The sequence below is a fragment of the Pleionea sp. CnH1-48 genome (assembly GCF_024124665.1).
In the GTDB taxonomy this organism is placed as follows: domain Bacteria; phylum Pseudomonadota; class Gammaproteobacteria; order Enterobacterales; family Kangiellaceae; genus JAMXSB01.
In genome coordinates this window covers 149108-169504 of sequence record NZ_JAMXSB010000014.1, presented here as the reverse complement: position 1 = coordinate 169504, position 20397 = coordinate 149108, and the positions used below count along the sequence as shown (strand labels likewise).

Below are 20397 nucleotides of genomic sequence, written 5' to 3'. Positions count from 1 at the left end.
TCGCCTTGCAATGTCACTTACCTATCAGTACGTTTTTAGTGGTCTAAGCCAGGTATAAAAAAGGGACGCTATGATACATAGATTAAATGCTCAGGAATACACCAAATATCTCGCAACAAAATATCCATTTACACTATTGTCCCTTCATTCCAAGCTGCTAGCTTAACAGAAATTTATTCTCTTTTGATATATTTAATTGCTAATCGTGTGCTTTTATCACCAGCTCGTCATTCACTCATATTGACAAGTCACCTACAGGTTACATAAAATGTAACCTGTAGGTGACTTAAAGGAGATATTAAACATGAATGACGTTGATAAATTAGTAAGAGATCGAGTACGAATGCTGATATTTGCCGCTTTTTCATTTGGCTTATGGCAGTTTGCAAGCGTTTTGGAAAATACCCTCCAAACCAACAAGGAAGGAATGACTCATCTCTTCATCGGCCTAAAGATGATAGGAGGCCTGTGTTGGATTATCGCCAGTTATTTTATTTTTGCTTTTTCGCGAAAAGTTAAGCGGGCTAAAGCCATTGATCCGCTCAATGACGAGCTGACTGAGAAGAATAGAGCGAAAGCATTTAGTGTAGGATTCACGTGCTTATTTATCTTAGTTTGGCTGCTTTATCTGGCCACCGATCTTTGGTCTTTTAATATCGCTTCTGCTTTACAGGTTGTCGGAACGCTCGGTGCCATCATTCCTATTGGTTACTTTGCTGCGCTTGAGTTAAAGAATGACTGGGGGGCAAATTAATGGCCGATCAGCTTCTAGGTAACCGCCTTAAAGAATATCGAGCACAAAAAAAATACACTCAGGCCGACCTGGCAGAGCGCATCGGCGTGACACGTAAAACGATCAATACGATAGAAAATAAAGTCTTTATCCCGTCGACTATTCTGGCCCTCAAGCTTGCTGAAGCATTTGAAGTGACAGTAGAAGAGTTATTTTATCTGGAAAAATGACCCTTATTATCAAGGCTTTAATAGGTCTCTCTATGGGGTAAGTGATAGGTATCATAAAATGAAGTGATCTCTGTGATTTCACCCTTATGAGTTTTTATCCATTCACTTACCTGCACAGGGCCATTAGGTGTTCCCATCTCAAAGATCATGGCAGTCTCGCCTTCTCGACTTAGCATTCTGATGATCTTGAGTGTGGTTACATTCTTAGCCGCCATAGGGATAATCTTATCGAGATACTTTTTGCGCCCACTTAATACTCCTAGTGGGCTGGTATGGGTAAAGTTCTCAGCCAAAGGCAAAGTCTCTGGCTTCCCTGCATTCCACCCGTCAATCCAGGCTCGTGCCAGTTTTTCAGATTCAAAAGTCATATAGCTCCCCCGCTTTTCAGTTATCCACGAAGTATAGATCCAACCGTTGGCTAGGGTGTCTCAGTTCCACAGAACAGACACCTTATATGACGAGCAGCAACCACTCGCTCACACTGCGGGCAGGTTTTCTTTTGCGAAAACTTACCATCCAGCTTGCCATCTCGTAAGTCAATTTCTTGTATCTTCTTGGCGAGCATGGTTTTATCAAACCCCACCTGCTCTAACAATTCGCACATCGCCTGACAAACAAGAGAAAGATGATCAACCTTATCTTGCAAAACTTTAAGATCCGACTCGTTGATCGATGATTTCATACTCACCGCACGAATTTTTTCCTTATTTTCTTTCATTCGAAAGTTCTGAAAAAAGTCATAAAACTCCATTCTATTGCCTCTCTGATTGTTGGATCAGATGAAAAAATCTGTGATTAAAAGATAAGCGAACTCCGCCCCACTCTTTCTATCATCAATAAAGTGAATCAAGCCGCTTGCGCAGTTTAAATATAACGACACGCTCAGTATAAAAACGCTTAAGCCAAATAATTATTTTAGCAAAACTCATCAAATCTCATCTTTTTTAGGGCTAGCTTCTGGTCATTTAATAGACACTCACCAAGAAAATGTATTCTCTTTAATAATCAAATAGTTAGAGAAAAAATAGTCTTTAGTCGTCGTGTTTTTTGTCGTTCTGGTTACTTTTTTTGAACGTATTTTGCTAACAAATTCTGCCTCTGTCGCTCCGGCTATCGCCTTTGTCGATGCTGTGAAAGACGTATTTTCTGCCAGCTCGTAACATTCATCTCGTCAACACAGACAACAAACAAAACTTACTTAGATGTGCGATTTCGCACCGACATATAAGGAAAACACATTATGAAAAAGAACAACGAAACAGCAGCAATTAACAACGACCAGATGAAAGTATTGGGCTTACAAGAATTAGCACAAGTAGCGGGTGGCCGTGCCGCTGACTGGAGTACCGACAGCATCGATTGTGGCACCGTTCAATCTAATGAATGGAGCACATTAAGCCGTGGCTGCCGTACTCTTGACCGAATTGAAGCCAAGTAATTTTAGTCCACTGAACCATCAACTTTTTAACTAATAAATAGGAAAACATCATGAACAACAAAAAAGACAACGCAATTAACAACGACCAGATGAAAGTATTGGGCTTACAAGAATTAGCACAAGTAGCCGGTGGCCGTGCGGCAGACTGGAGCACCGACAGCATCGATTGTGGCACTGTTCAATCAAACGAGTGGAGCACACTGAGCCGCGGTTGCCGTACTCTTGACCGAATTGAAGCTAAGTAATTTTTAGTTCATTTAACCAACAACTTTTTAACTAATAAATAGGAAAACATCATGAACAACAAAAAAGATAACGCTATCAACAACGACCAGATGAAAGTATTGGGTTTACAAGAGCTAGCACAAGTAGCGGGTGGCCGTGCCGCTGACTGGAGTACCGACAGCATCGATTGTGGCACCGTTCAATCGAACGAGTGGAGCACATTAAGCCGCGGTTGCCGTACTCTTGACCGAATTGAAGCTAAGTAAGCTCTCTAGTTATTGAATCGAAAGCTATTGCTCTCTGGGTGAAACCTCGCCCACTGAGCGATAACTTTCCGACACCAAACCTAAACGAAAATGTACTAAAAGAGGAAAAACCAATGAACAACGATAACAACTCAATTAACAATGACCAGATCAAAGTATTAAACCTGCAAGAACTGACTGCTGTATCAGGCGGCCAACAATCAGAATGGAGTGTCAGTAGTATCGATTGTGGTGGTCTCGATACAAATGAGTGGAGCACCAGCAGTCTAGATTGTCGAATCGATGATCTGGTGAGAGCCTAAGTTTTATTCGCATTACAACAGACAAGACTTCAAGTCGCTATTTGGAGTTCCACAAAGCTACAACTCCAAATAACGACTTGAAGTCGAGTAAAAGCCAACTCTTTTTTAATTAACTAACTTATACTCGCTTCTCGTCCGTCAATGTGCGATGAGAAAATCTATAGGAGTCAATCATGGAAAATTTTGCTAGAGATCTCAACGTACACCCCGACTATTTTGTGCCATTTGAAGCGCGCAAACCCAAAAACACTTACTTTGATCACGCCTCCTCTCTTCTGCCTAAAATTTGGCGTGTATCTCAAGACTATTTTTGGACTTATGTTCATCCAAGAGAAGTTAGTCAGGTAGTACAGGGCTGGAAAATCCATGTTTCAACGCTTCCTGAGCGTGCTTTGAACACCTTGACTCAAGTGATTAAAGTCTGTGTCGAGTTTGAAACCGAATTTAAGTTTGCGAGTGATTATCAAATACTTAGACAACTTATGAGTAAGAACTGCTCGCGCTCGGCAGCTGGAAAGTTCGTCACGATCTATCCAAGAGATTTTGCAACATTCCAATCGATGCTAGAAAAATTACATGCGGCATTAAAAGATGAAGAAGGCCCTTACATTCTGTCTGATCGACAATACAAAGATTCTAAAGTTGTATTCTACCGCTATGGTGGTTTTAAAAGCTTCTCTCAAACCGATGTTAACGGAGAGAAAACTGCTTACATATTAGATGACAAGCACACTTATATAGAAGATGTTCGTCAAGCTAGCTTTCACCTTCCTGAATTTGCCGAACAAGAATTCGCATTATTAACGGGACAAGCCACCTCAGTTGACCAAGATAACTCTGAGACAGAAGAGCAGAATACTGCCAACTATTTTGATGGAAAATACGAAGTCACTTCGGTTATTAAAGCATCCAATGCGGGCGGTGTTTACATAGCGAAGAACATACATAATGATGATGACGTTTTATTAAAAGAAGCGCGCCCTTTTGTCGGCCTTAATAAAGATGGTTTAGATATCATCGATCAACTTAAAAAAGAACATCGTTTGTTATCCAAGGTAGAACATTTAAATATTGCTCCCAAAGTTTATGGCTTGTTTAAAGAGTGGAAGCACATGTTCCTGGCACAAGAAATGATTGGAGGCTGCACATTAAGAGAAATCCAGCCAAGAATCAATCGAATGACACACTCTCAATCAACGGATCAAGATATTCAAGAGTGGGTTCAAAAATTAACGACTATTGCCATCAATGTATTAGAAGATATTAAAAGCTTACACAATGAAAACATTGTTTTTGGTGACTTATCTACCAATAACATCATGGTGGACGAAGACACTTTTGAAACTCGTTTGATTGACTTTGAAGGAGCCTACGAAATAGGTGTCGACCACCCAATCAATATTTTCACTCCTGGCTTCGCAACGTTTGAGCGATGGGATCGCAAAGAAGCAGAGTTCCGCGATGACTTCTACGCGCTAGGTTGCACCTTTCTCTCGATGTTGCTTCCTAACACCAGCCTGCTTCAATTAAACTCTAGCTATGACGAAACTTTTTTGCGCGAAATGCAGAAAGACTATGGGATCCCTTCACAATATATCGAAGTGGTTCAGTATCTTCTAACGAATGAAGAAGCAGACTTACAGCATTGCATTGACTTGATGAAATCCATAGACATTACCGATCTGCATGCTTTTTCTTATGACACAGAAGCCCACAAGGATGACCTAAAAGAATATAGCCTGACTACGGTAAAAAGAGTTGCACAGTACAACCATAATGTTCTTGATACTAAACGACGTGAATACGTTTTGCCCGTCGCTTCTAAAATGGAAGATCCGATGGCTTTGGACAAAGGCATTTTAGGCGCTGTTTATGCTTGGCAGATCATTGAAGGCAGCGTCCCAGACAATTTGACAGCATGGGTAAAAAATACTTATTCCAATAACCTAAAAGATAAATTGCCCGGTTTAATGAACGGACTTAGTGGGAGTGCATGGGTTTTACAAAACTTAGGACTAGAAGACGATGCCAAAAAGCTTCTAAGATCGGCAGGACATCATAGCAATCTCTATCAAAAAATGAATCTGGGTTACGGCGCTGCTGGGTTTGGTTTAGCGAATCTTCACTTGTGGTCCGAGACAAAGAATGAAGACAACTTAAATCAAGCCATTAAGATAGCCGATATTCTTTGCGAAAACGCTTTCGAACACGAAGAAGGTCTGGTTTGGGAAGATGCTGAGAGCGAACAAGGTACAGGAATTGGGCTGTTAGAAGGCTCTAGCGGAATCGCACTGTTTTTGCTGTACGCTTACAGCGCGACCCAAAATGATAATTACTTAACAGCAGGACAAAAAGCACTAGCCTACGACTTATCATTTAAGAAAGATGCCAGAGGCTCTATTGGATTCCCTCGCAATTCAAAAGACAACATCGTTTACCCTTATGTCGCCTATGGAAGCGCTGGTGTTGCAACCGTTGCACTTCGCTACTATGCCGTAACAAAAGACGAACAATATTTGGAACTTGTTAATGAACTGACACGGGATATATGCCATAAGTACACCATTAATTCAGGACTATCAACAGGACTGGCAGGTCTAGGCAACTACCTACTGGACGCTTATGACTTCTTGCAAGACGAGTCCTACCTGACGATGGCTACCAACGCTGTATCTGGATTAAGAATGTTTGAAATTCAGAGAAAAGATGGCAGTGCTTTCCCAGATGCTAACCGTTCTAAAATAAGTGCTGACTTATTCGATGGCTCTGCCGGTGTCGCCTTGTTCTTGAATCGATTTAACACACACTCTGGCAACAAGTTCTTTATGTTGGATGAGCTGTTAAATTCTGACGAGAATCAGCAGCCCGCTTAATCTTTCACCTTACAGCCAGGTAATGTATGCAGAATATTTACCTGGCTCATCTTGATCTCGTTATTTTACTGTTGAAAGATAAGCCCAGTTCGTATTTTAAATAGAATAAAAAGAGAATATAAAATGAGCAATGATCTATTTCGCAAAGAAGTTATAGAACATAGCAGAGAAAGACTCTGGGGAAATGTCATCATAATGCAGCCCCTTTCTTTCACTCTAATATCAATCGCAATTACGATTGTTGCAGCTTTGTTAGTTTGCCTATTGCTATGGGGCAACTACGCTCGAAAAGAAACCGTAAACGGTTATCTGGTTCCCAATACCGGATTGGCAAAAGTCTACGCAAAAAATGCCGGTATTGTTTCGCACCTTCATGTTCAAGAAGGGCAAGTGGTGAAGTCTGGCGAACGCCTTATCAGCGTATCGACTCACAGAGCAACTGAAGATACCAGCGACATCGATGCCGATATCATCAAAGAATTAAAACGCACAGAATCTGATCTTCATAAAAAGATCCTTGAAGAAGAAGAGTTAAGTCGAATAGAGAGTCAGAAACTTCGATCTCGCATTAACGGACTCAATCTGGAAATCAAACAGCTAGAGCAAAAATTAGAAAGCACAAAAGCCCGATATGAGATGTCTGCCAAACGTATCGAAGGATTCGAGCGACTGAAGAAGAAAGGCCACATATCAGAAAATCAGCTCGAACAACACTATGAGCAATTATTGGATAACAAACTGATCACTGATGAAGCCGAAAGAATGCTCACCGCACAAAGAAACCGCCTTGAGGAAGCCAAGTTTGATCTGGCTCAGGTACCGGCAAAGCTATCTATTCGCCTGTCGGATCTGCGCCAGCGAATTTCTGACATCGCACAAAAACGGCTGAATATCGAAGGACAGCGAAGTTTTACTCTGCACGCTCCTGCTGATGGCCGTGTAACCGCTCTTCAGGTATACGAAGGCCAAACCGTAAAAAGCAATATGCCCGTACTGGCGATCTTACCAGAAGGAGCAAAGTTTGAAGCTCAACTCTTCGTTCCTACTCGCGCCATCGGATTTATTGAACCCGACCAAAAAACCATGATCCGCTATGCCGCTTTTCCTTATCAGCGTTATGGCCTCTACGAAGGTGCGGTTGCCAAAATTTCTGAAGTGATTTTAAGGCCCGATGAGCTGCCTGTACCTGTCACATTAAGTGAACCTGTTTACCGCGTCACCGTTGAGCTGAACGAACAACATGTAAGAGCCTATGGACAAACATTACCCCTACAATCTGGCATGTTGCTAGAAGCCGACATCATTCTAGAAAACCTGACTTTGATCGATTGGATTCTTGATCCTCTGTATAGCCTAAAAGGAAGATTATGATGGAAAACCCTGTTAGCTTACTGTCATTTAAGAGCGAAAAACGCCTGCCCATCATTCTGCAAACCGAGATGGCTGAGTGTGGACTGGCTTGTTTATCGATGATCTCTTCTTATTATGGACACAAAATCGATCTAAACACTTTGCGACGCAGTTATCCTGTTTCATTAAAAGGCGCCACACTAAAAAGCCTGATGATGACCGCCGATCACTTGAAGTTTTCGACTCGAGCTGTTCGGTTAGATATGGATAACCTTATCAACTTGAAAGCACCAGCAATCCTGCATTGGGATCTCAACCACTTTGTCGTGTTAAAGCAGGTCAAAAAAGATCGCGTCACCATCCATGATCCTGCTCGAGGCATTCGTACACTCACGTTTAGTGAAGCGTCTCAACACTTTACCGGTGTTGCCCTTGAGCTAACACCAACACAGCAGTTTGAAGTAAAAAATGATGAGACTCGAATGAGAATGTCGGATCTTTGGTCCAATATTACCGGGCTCAAGAGAATTCTTATTCAGATCTTCTTTTTATCTTTATTGCTTCAGGTATTTACCCTGGTAAGTCCTTTTTATATGCAGTTAGTGGTCGATAATGTGGTCGTCGGCCAAGACTTAAAGTTACTGGTGGTACTGGCTTTGGGCTTTTTACTGCTGGCACTCATTAGTGTAGGAACGGATGCTCTGCGAGGTTATATCATCATGTATTTGAGCAATCAGCTCAGTATTCAGATGGCGGCCAACCTGTTCAGACATCTGGTTCACTTGCCGCTGTCATTTTTTGAGAAAAGGCATATTGGCGATATCGTTTCTCGCTTTAGCTCAATGGATAACATCAAAAATTTGATGACCACCGGACTGATAGAAACCTTGGTCGATGGCATCATGATCATCACGACACTGATCATGATGTTTGTTTATAGCCCTCTGTTAGCTTGCATCGTACTTTCTGTCGTCGCTCTGTATGCGCTCCTTCGCGTGGCAATGTATCAACCTTTTAGAAAACTGAGTGAAGAATCCATCGTTGCCAATGCCAAAGAAAATACCAACTTTATGGAAACCGTTCGAGCCGCTCAAAGTATCAAAATCTTTGGCCGTGAAGCTCAGCGCCAGACCCTGTGGCATAACCACTATGCCGATGCCATGAATGCGGATATTAAAATTAACAAGCTGAAGATCAGCTACAAAGCCATCAACGATCTGCTATTTGGTATCGAAAACATTGCAGTCATCTATTTTGGTGCGACACTGGTTCTGGAGGGATTGTTTTCTGTGGGTATGCTGTTTGCTTTTACCGCTTACAAAAGCCAGTTCACAGGCAAGGCCGCAAAGGTTATCGAAAAACTCATTGAGTTTAGAATGATCAGTTTGCACCTTAGCCGAATTGCCGATATTGCTCTAACACCAGAAGAAGATCTGGGTCCAAAAGGAATGGGCACTAAACAAGAAGAAGTGAAAGGTAAACTAACGGTTGATAACTTATCTTTCCAATATTCGGACGCCGAACCACAGGTGTTCAGAAATGTCTCTTATACATTTAATCCAGGAGAGTCCGTCGCTATCGTGGGTCCTTCTGGTGGTGGAAAAACCACACTAATGAAAAACCTACTGGGTTTGCTCGATCCGACCTCGGGTCAAATCATGGTCGATGGTATAGAGATTAAAAAGTTTGGTTTGAATAATTATCGAAGCCATATTGGTGCTGTGATGCAAGATGACCAATTACTATCAGGTTCTCTAATGGATAATATCTCGCTTTTTGATGCCGACGTTGATGAAGAGCGTGCCATTGAATGTGCAAAGCTTGCTTCCATTGATAGTGATATAGAATCCATGCCTATGGGCTACAACACCTTGATTGGTGATATGGGTACAACACTTTCTGGAGGACAAAGGCAACGACTGCTTTTAGCCAGAGCACTTTATAGTCAGCCGAAAATTCTGTTCATGGATGAGGCGACTTCTAATCTCGATACGAAATTAGAGTCCGTCGTCAACGAGGCGGTAAAGAACTTAAACATTACTCGTATTATTATCGCCCATCGACCAGAGACCATTCGTTCAGCCGATAAAGTGGTTTCTCTAAATCGAGGCGTGTTGGTAGAAGTTGATAAGGACGTGTTATTGCAATCCAGTCTGCTTTAGTGTCCACACAGGAATCAAGGCTTTGCCTTTGAAAGCCGCAGGCACATCACTTTTCTGATGAATTTAGCGCATTAACAGTGCTAAATTCATTGGTTAAAACCGACAAAAAAGTTACCCAAAACCTCTAAACCACTGATTTTAAAAAATTATTTCAACGTATTATAAAATGTCGCTGGAGTTAATAATTTTGACGCCAGAGTCATAAAACTTTTACCTCAAACTCAGCATAATGGACTCGTCTTCAGCGAATGGAAAGCTGGAGACAAATCAAGTGAAGCAACGTGCAGCGAAATAATTGCATCAGGATGATCTTTTATTTCGCTGCCATGCTCACCTAACAGTGAACAAACGTTGCTCAACTTGAAAAACACTTTGCTTAACACACTTGATTAAATTTGAGGTAATAACAATGAACAACAATAGCCAAAAGCAACCTGTTAAAGTCGCAATCAGAGAATTATCATTTGAAGAAATCGAATTTATCTCAGGCGGAAAAATAGAAAATCGAGACGACTCAGTTCCCCACGGATTGGGTTGCGCCTGCAAAGCATGTCGTCCTCCCCACATTATTTCTGATAAATAAACTCACTAACCTCACATTAGAGATTTTGTTAAAGGCTTCTCCATACCAACAGCAAAATCTCTAATTGAGACGCTTTAAATATCTTAATAGTAAATTTGTTTGCACTGGGTTATTGATTTCAATAAAGTCTCAAAATAAGAAATATTTTAAGACAAAATGATTGAATACAATGCACAACCATGGGCTTACTTTTATTATTAAACTGATCGCTGTTATCGGATTGTCATTTTTTTCCCTTAACAATTTCGCCCATGCGTTACCTACGATAAAACGGCAGTTTCTTAAAGTCGATGTGCCTAATATTTCACCTGTTGAAGAGGTCAAAACGATCTATCAAGATTCGATGGGTAGTTTATGGTTTGCAACAGAAAAAGGACTTTTAAACTATAACGGCAACACGACCAACCTTTACTCCAGTAGTACCAGTAGCCCTAATTCAATATCTAATAATCATGTATCGGCCGTCGCTGAAGACAAAAGTGGCTATTTATGGATAGCAACAAGAGAAGGGGTCAATCGCTTTGATAAAAAGAGTGAGCATTTTACATCCTACTTAATCCGACCCACTTCCGGTTCAAAGTATGTCAATAATAGAATTTATGATGTTTTTGTTGATAGTAAAAACCGGGTCTGGGTAACGGCAGCATCCGCTCTCTATCTTTATGATCGAACAAACGATAGTTTTTCGTCATTGCGCCCCTGGCATGATGAGTACTCATACAAAAAACTGAGTATCTGGGCCTATACGGTTTTTGAAGACGCGCAAGGCGTTATTTGGGTTGGTACCTCTGCTGGTGGACTGGTTCAGTTTGATCACAGCCAGAATACCTTTACACACTATTCTAATCATAAAGATAACCCCAACCAGTTTCCAGCTGACTTTATTAATGTGATTCGCTCAAAATCTCCCGGAAAACTTCTGGTAGGAACAGGCAGCGGACTCTACGAATTTGACAGCCATAGTGGCAATGCTCGACGAATTTTCGAACTCGATATCCCTGATTCGGTCATACGCTTAGAAAAAGATAATGATGGTAACTGGTGGGCAGTGACCGATGATGAACTATTGCGCCTTTCGAACAATCTAACGACTATCGAGCGCTTTGGTATGGACAATAGCACTACAAATACCCAGCGTAACCCTGCTCCTATGGCCCTTCTGGTTGATAAAGAAAATAACATTTGGACGTCTTTTCAAGATGGTGGAGTTCACTACATCAGTAATGACTCCAAAAGAATCCGACGAGTAAAACTCGATTCGCATACAAAACAAAACAACCACACAACAATTAACGGCTTAATGGAGTCTGATGATGCACTATGGGTAGCCACAGAACGGCAACTCGTTAAGATTTCAAAAAAAACCAACCGCACCTCCTCTGTTATACAAACGAATGGCGAAAAAACCCAGCTCGGACGCTATTACTCGCTTCATAAAGCACAAGATGGCAAAGTTTATGTTGGCAGATCCTCTGGTTTTTCCGTTATTGGTTTGGATGGTTCGATTCAAGATTATCCAACCAACACGAAACTGCCTACAGACAAAGCCGTTGTTGATATGCATTCAAACGTTTGGCTAATGGCAGGAGAAAGAGGTGTTGTTATTCACAATACGTCAAAAAAGTCCCATCCTTTTTTCCAGCAGCAAAAGATGATGATTGGAGACTTTTCTCCTACAGCAACTTTTATAGAGATCTCTCAAGATAGAAAGTCTGTTTTCATCTTATACGAGAACAAAGGACTTTATAAATACGATATTGAAAAACAGCTGCTTTCTAAAGTGCCTAACTCAGAAAGTGTAAGAAGCTACGTCAATATGTATCAGTCAGAAGATGGAAAGCTCTATCTATTTAACGGCGATAGAAAGGTTCAGGTTATTGATCCTGTAACGATGGAAAGCAGTTCCATCGAGCTGCCATTGGAAAACATTGGATGCTTTTTACAATCCGATGATGATGTACTCTGGTTAGCCAAGTTAAAGGGCGGCCTGTTTAGGTGGGAGCCTAAATCACAGTCTTTGATAGCCATGCGGAAAAGTGAGGGCGTAACCTCCAATGGACTTACTGGTCGTTTTTGTCATCAGATGAACGGAGAGTTGCTCTTCTCTGGCTATGATGGCCTTTTGCATATATCCAATGAGGTCGAACTGATCAATCCAACTCCTGCGAATACGGTCATTTCTAGTATTCATGTAAAAGACCAATTGCTGCCAATAAAAATTGCAGAACAAGCCAATCCCAACAGTAACTCTCCAGACTCGTTACATCATTTGAAGCTCAAGCACAATGAAGGTCCAGTAACCATCAACTTTTCTTCATTGAGCTTCACCGACTCGCAATCGAATCGATTTAAATATCAGGTTAAAAACCTAAGTAAAGGCTGGATCGAACTTCCGGCACAATCCAAAAGCATCACACTGGACTACCTGCCCAGCGGAACATTTGAGTTTGAAGTTTTAGGCAGCAATGCAGACGGTGTCTGGGGGAGCCTGCCAGCAAGGATCACTCTAACCATCGCCCCACCCTTTTGGCTCACCTGGTGGGCACAACTCATTTATGTTCTGGCAATCATTCTCACGACTCTGCTTGTCTTTCACTTAAGAACCAAAGCCATCACTAAGCGAGCGAAACAATTAAAAGAGATGGTTGACCAGAGAACCTGGGAGTTAGAGAAAGAAAAGAATCTTGTTGAAAAGTTACTTACCAATAAGCGTAATGAATTTGCCAATCTGTCTCATGAATTTAGAACGCCGCTGACTCTGATACTAGGCCCGATTCAAAACTTATTACGCTCAAATATTAGGAGCACAACACGAAATAAACTCGAGATGGCTAAACGCAACGGGTTTCGTGTTTTACGGATGGTAGACCAACTGCTTCACATGGAAAAGTTTCACGTAGAACATATTGTTAAAAACAAGTTAGTTGCAATCAAACCTATTGCATCTCTGATCACCCAGTCGTTTAAAGATCTCGCTGAAGAAAAAGGCGTTCAGCTGATTGTAGAAAAAATTGAAGATATTAATCTTTATCTGACAGAAGATGCCTTTGAAAAAATATTACTTAATTTATTGTCTAATGCAATCAAATATACTCCGTCCGGTGGAAAAGTTACTGTATCTATCTATAGACAATCCAGTAGCGAAGTAATTATTAAAGTTCAAGATACTGGCGTTGGCATACCGGAAGACATGCACAAACAGATATTTGAACGATACAACCGAGTGTTGGATTCTTACAGCGAACAAATTACCGGTGCTGGAATAGGTCTAGCTTTAGTCAAAGAAATCGTCGATGCTCATCAAGGCTCGATCTCAGTATCTAGCTCACCCGATAAAGGATCGACATTTAAAGTTTCTTTTTTACAGTCTTTAGAGCAATCTCAAAATATCGAAGATAGAAGCATTAATACAGAGCTGCTCAATCTGGAACTGGAAAGTATTCGAGAACAACATAGCGATCTAACACCGCCAACGCAGCAAGCCGAGACGATTGATACGCCAAGTGATGATAGTCGAAGCACACTTCTAGTGATAGAAGATAACCCTGATATGAGAGAGTACATTATCGAGTGCCTAAGTAATCACTATATCTGCTTGCAAGCTTCGAATGGTAGAGAAGGCGTGGCGATGGCGGTTAAGTCGATACCCGATCTGATTATCAGTGATGTTATGATGCCAGAAATGAGCGGTTATGAGGTTAGCAAGCTGGTTAAGCAAGATGAAAAGACCTCTCATATTCCTGTTATTTTGCTAACCGCTCGAGGCGATAGAGAAAGTCGCCTCAAAGGTTGGAAAGAACACGCCGATGAGTATCTAACGAAACCTTTTGATCACGATGAGCTTAATATAAGAGTAGAAAGCCTGCTTTCAATAAGAGATATTTTGCGTTCTCGATTTAGCCAGGAAATTATTCAAAATTCTAAAAACTCGAGCCAACTAAAAACCACAGGTCTGTGTGAAAAGGATCAGGAGTTTATTGAAAAGTTAAATAAACACTGCGAAGAAAACTTCTCGAATCCTGATTTTGACACCCTATCAATGGCTGCTAATTTGGCCATGAGCGACAGACAACTTCAACGTAAATTGAAAGCACTGGTTGACCGCTCACCTAATGACTATTTGCGTTCTTACCGACTCATGAAAGCTAAAGAAGAACTTGGTAAAGGGCTACGGATCAGTGAAGTTGCATTTAATGTAGGCTTTAGCTCACAGGCCTATTTCTCAAAGTGCTTTAAGGCACAATTTGGGATGACGGCAAAAGAGTATCAACGTAGTGGTGAGCAAAGTGAAGAACTGACCACTACCAATTAGTTTTAATTGGTAGCAAAAGTCCACTCTAGTTAGCTGGACTTTTGTTGAGTGAAAGATCTCATTCAATTTGCCTAACATAAAACGTTAAATACCCCTAATTTTCGGTTTCCAGTGTTTTCATTTCGGCATATTGTTTAGGTGAATACCCATATTTAACTTTAAAACAACGACTAAAGTTACTATGAGATGAAAAGCCAACCTCACCAGCCACTTCGCCAATGCCTTTTCCTTGCTTTAGTAGCTCAAGCGCTTTCTTTAATCGGTAATTGCGCAAATAGTTACTTGGCGTCGTATTAAGCAGTGCTTTTAGTTTTCGATGCAATTGTCGTTCGCTGACAAATAATGCCTGAGCAATGGCTGCGACTTTAAGATCGGAATCGGCCATATTCTCAACTAAAAAGTGATCCAGCTTTTCAATAAATTGTTGTTCCTTTGAGATCCACTCATCATCCTCTGGTACAGGCTCGTTGCGCATGGAGACTATACCTGCGGTGTTTTCTTTAATACGATGCTGCAACAATTCTCTGATAGATATCAAATTCTTGATTCGTGATATCAGTTCTTCGGGATCGAAAGGTTTGACTAGATATTCATCAATATTTTCTTGCCATCCGCGGATCCTATCCTTTTTGTCACCTTTCGCCGTTAACAAGACAATAGGGATATGGCTCGTCGTTGCGTTGGATTTCAAATGATTAGCGACTTCATATCCATTCACCTTTGGCATCATCAAATCACTGATAACAACATCTGGAATAATCTCTTCTGCCTTGTTAATCCCATCTTTTCCATCAACGGCGATAGTGCAGCTAAAGAACGGAGACAACACACTGGTTAGGTACTGCCTCATATCTTGGTTGTCATCGATGATGAGAACTGATGGTAGGTTATTCTCGTCAGAGAAATTATCCAGCTCATAGCTTTCGAGCTCTTGTAAGCTGATGGTATCAACAACTTCGTTGATGTAATTTGTGCTTCTTAGTTCTTCAGGCAATGGATGTTGCCCAGAATACGAATACAAAGGAAGCGTTATAGTAAAACAACTGCCAACGTCTAGCTGACTTTTTACGACAACTTTGCCTCCATGGGAGTCAACAATTTCTTTGACCAACGCTAATCCGATACCCGTACCCGAAACTTTTTGTTCGGTATCCTTAAGACGGGTAAAACGATCAAAGATATGAGGCAGTTCTTCTTCACTGATCCCACATCCAGTGTCTTCTATCATCAACTCAACAGTTTGCTCATTGTTAGTAACGATAGAACAATGAATTTTTCCATTCTCTTCAGTATATTTAAACGCATTGGATATGATGTTAAGTAACAGTTTAAGCAAAGCATCGGGCACCATATTGACCCATAGTTGTTTGTCATTCTTAATAGAGAAAGTTAGCTCTATATTATTTGCGTGTGCAATGGATTCGAAAGAATGGCAAATAAACTTCAATGTCTCGTTAATTTCCTGAGGTACTCGCTCAATATCTTTTTCGCCACGGAGTTTTGCCAGATCCAATATTTGGTCAATTAAACCCAATAATCTTTGTCCGTTTCGCTTAATGACATTAAGCTTCTCTTTATTTCTGCTACTTTCTTCATGTTCAGCGAGCTGCTCAACAGGCCCAAGAATTAATGTTAGTGGCGTTCTAAACTCATGAGAAATATTGGCAAACAGTTGTTCTTTTGCATTGGCTATGGCGAGTGCAGATTCTTTGTCTTTTTCTGACATTCGACGATGATAGATCAAATAGCCTATCAGAGACATAATCCCTAACCCTGACACCCAGTATAGGATATATGCCCACCAGGTTTTCCAAATTGGTGGCAAAACAGTGATATCAATGGATGCTCCCTGTTTGTTCCACACTCCGTGTCGATTGCTGCCAATCACTTTTAACGTGTAATTACCAGCAGGAAGATTGGTATAAGTCGCTCTTCGATTTTGATAGTTTGTGTGTATCCAGTGTTTATCCCAGCCTTCAAGTTTGTAAGCATACAGATTCTTTTTGGGCTCAATGTAGTCAAGTGCAGAAAACTCAAATGAAACCAGGCTTTCCTGATGGGTTAATGTTATGGCTTTTGTTAAATGAATAGGTTGTTCTAGCTTAAAGTTGCTGACCGATGTTTGATGAATATTGTTATCGGTTTGTAAGGGAGCATCATTAGGTCTTGTCGTTTTTAGAGGCACCTGTTGATTAAATAACAACATACCAGTAAAGCTAACTTTGGGCGCTATAGAAGTAATATTGATTTCAGCCGGATTAAACAGATTAAAACCATCTGGGCCACTGAGGACAATATCACCATTTTTTCGTTGTATCCCTTCCCATTGACCGACTCGCTTATAAACGCCATCAATTTCGCTATAGTGCTGGAAAGTCTCTTGCTCAATATTAAAACGAGCTAATCCATTACTTGTTGCTAACCATAAGTTACCCTGTTTATCATCGGCAATTTCTAGAACGACGTCATCGACTAGTCCGTCTTTTTCACGGTAGTATCTGGCTTCTCCGGTCTCGACGTCGAATCGATTTAGGCCACCACCACGAGTGCCTATCCATAGATAACCATCATCAGACTCATAGATTGCATGAACATCATTGTCACTCAGTTGATACTTCGAACTGGGTTTCTTATTGATGAGATCAACGGAATTACCATTGGCATCAAATATAATAATCCCTTCTGTTGTAGCAACCCAAAGTCGACCAAGCTTGTCTTCATAGAGCTCCTGTAAGCTTACAAAGTCAAACACGCTTTGACTGCGATTGCTAACGTTGTACCTTTCTATTTTGTCGGTGCCTTTGTTATATTTGGCAATACCTGCATCAGTACCTAGAATAATATTACCTTGATGATCTTCCAGTAACTCGAAAATAAAGTTGCTATTAGGTGTATTCGCATCGCCAGGATTATGCTGATAGTGAGTAAAATCAGTTTGTCCTTTCTCCCTCTTATTAAGCCCCTTGTCGGTGGCAATCCATAGAGTTTCTTCTTTATCTACGAGAATGGAAAAGATACGGTTGCTATTTAAACCATTAGGCTGGGAGGGATCATGCTTTAGTTGAGTAAACTTCTGTGATACAGGATCGAGTATGTTGATACCCTGCTTATCCGTTCCAATCCATAAGCGCTCTTGTTCATCTTCAAATATCGCCCAAACTCTATTTCCAATCAGGCCACCATCATGGTGACTGGCATAGCGATGATGATTGAATGTTGAAGCCATGGGATTGACTCGATTAAGCCCGCTGCCCGTTAAAATCCATAACAGACCCTGAGAGTCTTCATAGAAACCGTACTTTTTGATTTTGTTATGCGCTAGGCTGTAAGGTCGATTGGGTTCATTACGGTAGTGCCAAAACGTTTTATTCTGTCTGTTGAATACTTTTACTCCACCGCCTTTCGTGCCGAGCCAAAGACGATCCAATTTGTCTTCATAAATAGAGCTAATGACATTATCGTCGACACGTCGGTGTTTATCTCTTTCGTTTGGATAGTAATGTACAAAACCTTCATTAAACGAGATAAAACGGTTCAGTCCATTTGAAGTAGCGATCCAAAGATTTCCCTTTTTGTCATAAAAAATATCACGAACAATACTGTTGCTCAAAGACGATGGTATCGCTTTGTTATGGACAAAGTGGATAAAACGTTCTTCATCTCTATAAAAATAGTTGAGTCCATTATTAGTAGCGATCCATAAGTTGCCGGATGGATCTTCAATGATTTTTCTAACATAAGAGTGGCTAATACTTAACGGGTTATTTTTGTCGGGCAGGTATCGCTTAAACCGGTTACCTTTGGCGTCATACCTATTAAGACCACCACCACTGGTAGAAACCCATATCGTGCCCTGGCTGTCTTCATAAATATGTTCAACATCATTATGGCTGAGGCTACTGCTGTCGTCTTCGATAGGTTTAAAACGGACGGATATTTCTGTTGTAGGATCGAACCGATTAAGACCAGAACCAGCGGTGCCAACCCATAGCATTCCGTTGGTGTCTTCTAATATGCTTGTTGTGAAGTTACTGGAAATAGAGTTTTGATCATTCGGATCATATCGAAACTCTTTAACTGAATATCCATCGTACCGCATTAAGCCTTTTGTCGTGGCTAACCAAATAAAGCCATGGCGATCCGTTATGATCGCTTTAACGGCGAGGTCGAAGGCTTCACCATTGACTTGTATTGTTTCAAACCGATAGTCAGGATAACTTGCATCGACATTTCGGGTTGAAAATAAGCAGATAGATAAGAAAACAAGATTCGCAAACAGACGGAGCGAAAATCTAAAATTAAGCATATTTATAAATTTCTTAAATTAATAATAAGTAAATACTCACTCCATACGACAGGTGATACACCTGAAAACGCATTATTATGATATTTTGCTCATCGTGCCAATATAGTATGTGCTTACTAACTATATATGTATTTAGCTAGTCTTTCAGACAAACAGAATAAATAAAAACAACTCATTAAGAAAGTATGATCCCGGACTATAAGCAACAATTTTTGTTATTTGTGAGGTTAATGGTCTTACATCTACTCGATAAGCAAAAAGGTAAAGAAATATCGTTACGATCACTATAAAATGTGCGCCAAAAGTATCGACCCGATTTAGGAGATCAGCGTGACCGACAATGAAATTATAAGCCTTTTCGACGATTGGAATCAGGCACTACAAACAGGCGATCCACAGAAAGTAGTGGCTTTGTATGACGAAAACGCCATTTTGCTTCCAACCATTTCGAACCAAGTCCGCCGTACTCAAGAAGAAAGAGCCGACTATTTTGTTCAATTTTTGGCAAAAGGTCCAAAAGGCGAGTTAGAAGCTCCTAATGTTCGTATTTTTAATAAGATTGCGATCAACTCTGGCGTATACAACTTCAGCTTTAACGACGGTTCTACTGTAAAAGCTAGATATACTTTTGTTTATCAATGGAACGGCGAGAAGTGGCTTATCATTGAGCACCACTCCTCCGCTATGCCTGAATAGCATTCGCTGTTGTTCTGATAGCAGTTTAGCTAGCCGCCCTGCATCGCCAGGAGTTAACCCAAGCAATTCCTTAGCAGGCGGCAGCTAGTATCCAATATTTATCACAGATTCTTTTTTAGATAATCTAGAACACGTTGTTCAGAACCTTCCCAGACCTTACCGTAAGCTCCATGATGCCCATTTTTAACTCGGTGCAAACTTGCGTCCTTATCACTGTCGAGAAGCGCTTTTAACATTATTTCGCTGTGTTTAATGGGTACGCGTTTATCATCATCTCCATGCAGCAATAACACATTGGCCTGTATTTCTTTTGCTTTAAACACTGGAGAGCGCGTCTTTTGCGACGCTTTATAGGCACAAACACCATTGATGTATCCCTCAATGGCCTCCTTCGGCAGATCCGTGGCTTCAGCCCATAAAGCGATGTCAGTGACTGGGTAATAAGCCACAACACTTTTTACTGATGGATTCGTAGCCGCAGTTAACAAAGCAACCTGCCCTCCCTGAGAATGACCAACAATGCCTATCCGCTCAGGATCAACACCTTTCTGATGCTTAAGCCAGTCAACAACACGAGAAATGTCCTGCGGCTGCTTCCAGCCACAAAGATTATATCCACCCGTATCAGGCCATCCTCTCATCGTCACAGCTAATGATATGTAGCCTGATTTGGAGAACTTTTTAGCCGTGTAGGTTCCTCTCTCACCTGCCCTGACGTTCTGAGGTGCCCACCCGTGCAGAAATATCAGCGCAGGTTTCTTCTTTTCTTTGTTATTGCTTTCATCATATAGAATGCCAAATATATTTACATCATCTGACTTTATAGAGACAACTTTACCTCCAGGTGCATCACCATTCGCCGCATCAGCAAGACCAGATAAACATAACACTAAAATAAATCCGATTAATTTTTTCATAAAT

The 20397-nt window shown here is 41.0% G+C and carries 16 protein-coding genes; 12 read left to right on the top strand and 4 right to left on the bottom strand.

Going from position 1 to position 20397, the window contains the following annotated elements:
* The first annotated feature begins 304 nt into the window (after window positions 1-304).
* Window positions 305-754 (top strand): hypothetical protein, encoded by a 450-nt coding sequence (locus NH399_RS20435; RefSeq protein ID WP_253043048.1) that lies wholly within the window; start codon window positions 305-307, stop codon window positions 752-754.
* Window positions 754-963: a helix-turn-helix transcriptional regulator gene (locus tag NH399_RS20430; protein ID WP_253043047.1), complete on the top strand. Its 210-nt coding sequence runs from the start codon at window positions 754-756 to the stop codon at window positions 961-963. Before NH399_RS20435 ends, NH399_RS20430 begins: the two co-directional genes overlap by 1 nt.
* A 17-nt stretch (window positions 964-980) precedes the next feature.
* Here the strand turns inward: NH399_RS20430 and NH399_RS20425 are convergent, their stop codons facing one another.
* Window positions 981-1331 (bottom strand): nuclear transport factor 2 family protein, encoded by a 351-nt coding sequence (locus tag NH399_RS20425; RefSeq protein WP_253043046.1) that lies wholly within the window; start codon window positions 1329-1331, stop codon window positions 981-983.
* Window positions 1332-1381: 50 nt separating this feature from the next.
* Entirely contained in the window at window positions 1382-1681 is a 300-nt protein-coding gene (locus NH399_RS20420) for a hypothetical protein (protein WP_253043045.1), read from the bottom strand.
* A gap of 522 nt (window positions 1682-2203) precedes the next feature.
* On the opposite strand from NH399_RS20420, the gene NH399_RS20415 reads away from it, so the two are divergent.
* From NH399_RS20415 to NH399_RS20375, 9 genes are all read left to right on the top strand, one after another.
* Entirely contained in the window at window positions 2204-2401 is a 198-nt protein-coding gene (locus tag NH399_RS20415; protein WP_253043044.1) for a hypothetical protein, read from the top strand.
* A 50-nt stretch (window positions 2402-2451) separates the two neighbouring features.
* Entirely contained in the window at window positions 2452-2646 is a 195-nt protein-coding gene (locus tag NH399_RS20410; RefSeq protein ID WP_253043043.1) for a hypothetical protein, read from the top strand.
* Window positions 2647-2697: 51 nt separating this feature from the next.
* A complete protein-coding gene (locus NH399_RS20405; RefSeq protein ID WP_253043043.1) occupies window positions 2698-2892 on the top strand; it encodes a hypothetical protein in 195 nt (64 codons plus the stop codon).
* A 113-nt stretch (window positions 2893-3005) separates the two neighbouring features.
* Window positions 3006-3194, top strand: a complete 189-nt coding sequence (locus NH399_RS20400; protein ID WP_253043042.1) for a hypothetical protein — start codon at window positions 3006-3008, stop codon at window positions 3192-3194.
* 173 nt (window positions 3195-3367) lie between these two features.
* The gene (lanKC, locus tag NH399_RS20395) at window positions 3368-6067 is read left to right on the top strand and encodes a class III lanthionine synthetase LanKC (protein ID WP_253043041.1); all 2700 of its coding nucleotides are present in this window, start codon (window positions 3368-3370) and stop codon (window positions 6065-6067) included.
* Between the two features lie 123 nt (window positions 6068-6190).
* On the top strand, window positions 6191-7438 hold the full coding sequence (locus tag NH399_RS20390; RefSeq protein ID WP_253043040.1) for an HlyD family secretion protein: 1248 nt from the start codon (window positions 6191-6193) through the stop codon (window positions 7436-7438).
* Window positions 7435-9579, top strand: coding sequence for a peptidase domain-containing ABC transporter (locus NH399_RS20385; protein ID WP_253043039.1), 2145 nt, complete (start codon window positions 7435-7437; stop codon window positions 9577-9579). The genes NH399_RS20390 and NH399_RS20385 overlap by 4 nt, the downstream gene beginning before the upstream one ends.
* A gap of 409 nt (window positions 9580-9988) precedes the next feature.
* Window positions 9989-10162 carry a hypothetical protein gene (locus NH399_RS20380; protein ID WP_253043038.1) on the top strand — a complete coding sequence of 58 codons (174 nt, stop codon included), beginning with the start codon at window positions 9989-9991 and terminating at the stop codon, window positions 10160-10162.
* A 169-nt stretch (window positions 10163-10331) separates the two neighbouring features.
* Complete coding sequence (locus tag NH399_RS20375; protein ID WP_253043077.1) at window positions 10332-14474, top strand: ATP-binding protein; 4143 nt, start codon at window positions 10332-10334, stop codon at window positions 14472-14474.
* A gap of 94 nt (window positions 14475-14568) precedes the next feature.
* Here the strand turns inward: NH399_RS20375 and NH399_RS20370 are convergent, their stop codons facing one another.
* Entirely contained in the window at window positions 14569-18780 is a 4212-nt protein-coding gene (locus tag NH399_RS20370) for a two-component regulator propeller domain-containing protein (protein ID WP_253043037.1), read from the bottom strand.
* A gap of 330 nt (window positions 18781-19110) precedes the next feature.
* Between NH399_RS20370 and NH399_RS20365 the strand changes: the two genes are divergently transcribed.
* Window positions 19111-19476 carry an SgcJ/EcaC family oxidoreductase gene (locus tag NH399_RS20365; RefSeq protein ID WP_253043036.1) on the top strand — a complete coding sequence of 122 codons (366 nt, stop codon included), beginning with the start codon at window positions 19111-19113 and terminating at the stop codon, window positions 19474-19476.
* Between the two features lie 101 nt (window positions 19477-19577).
* On the opposite strand, the gene NH399_RS20360 is transcribed toward NH399_RS20365, so the two are convergent.
* Entirely contained in the window at window positions 19578-20393 is an 816-nt protein-coding gene (locus tag NH399_RS20360) for a S9 family peptidase (protein ID WP_253043035.1), read from the bottom strand.
* Window positions 20394-20397 lie beyond the last annotated feature (4 nt).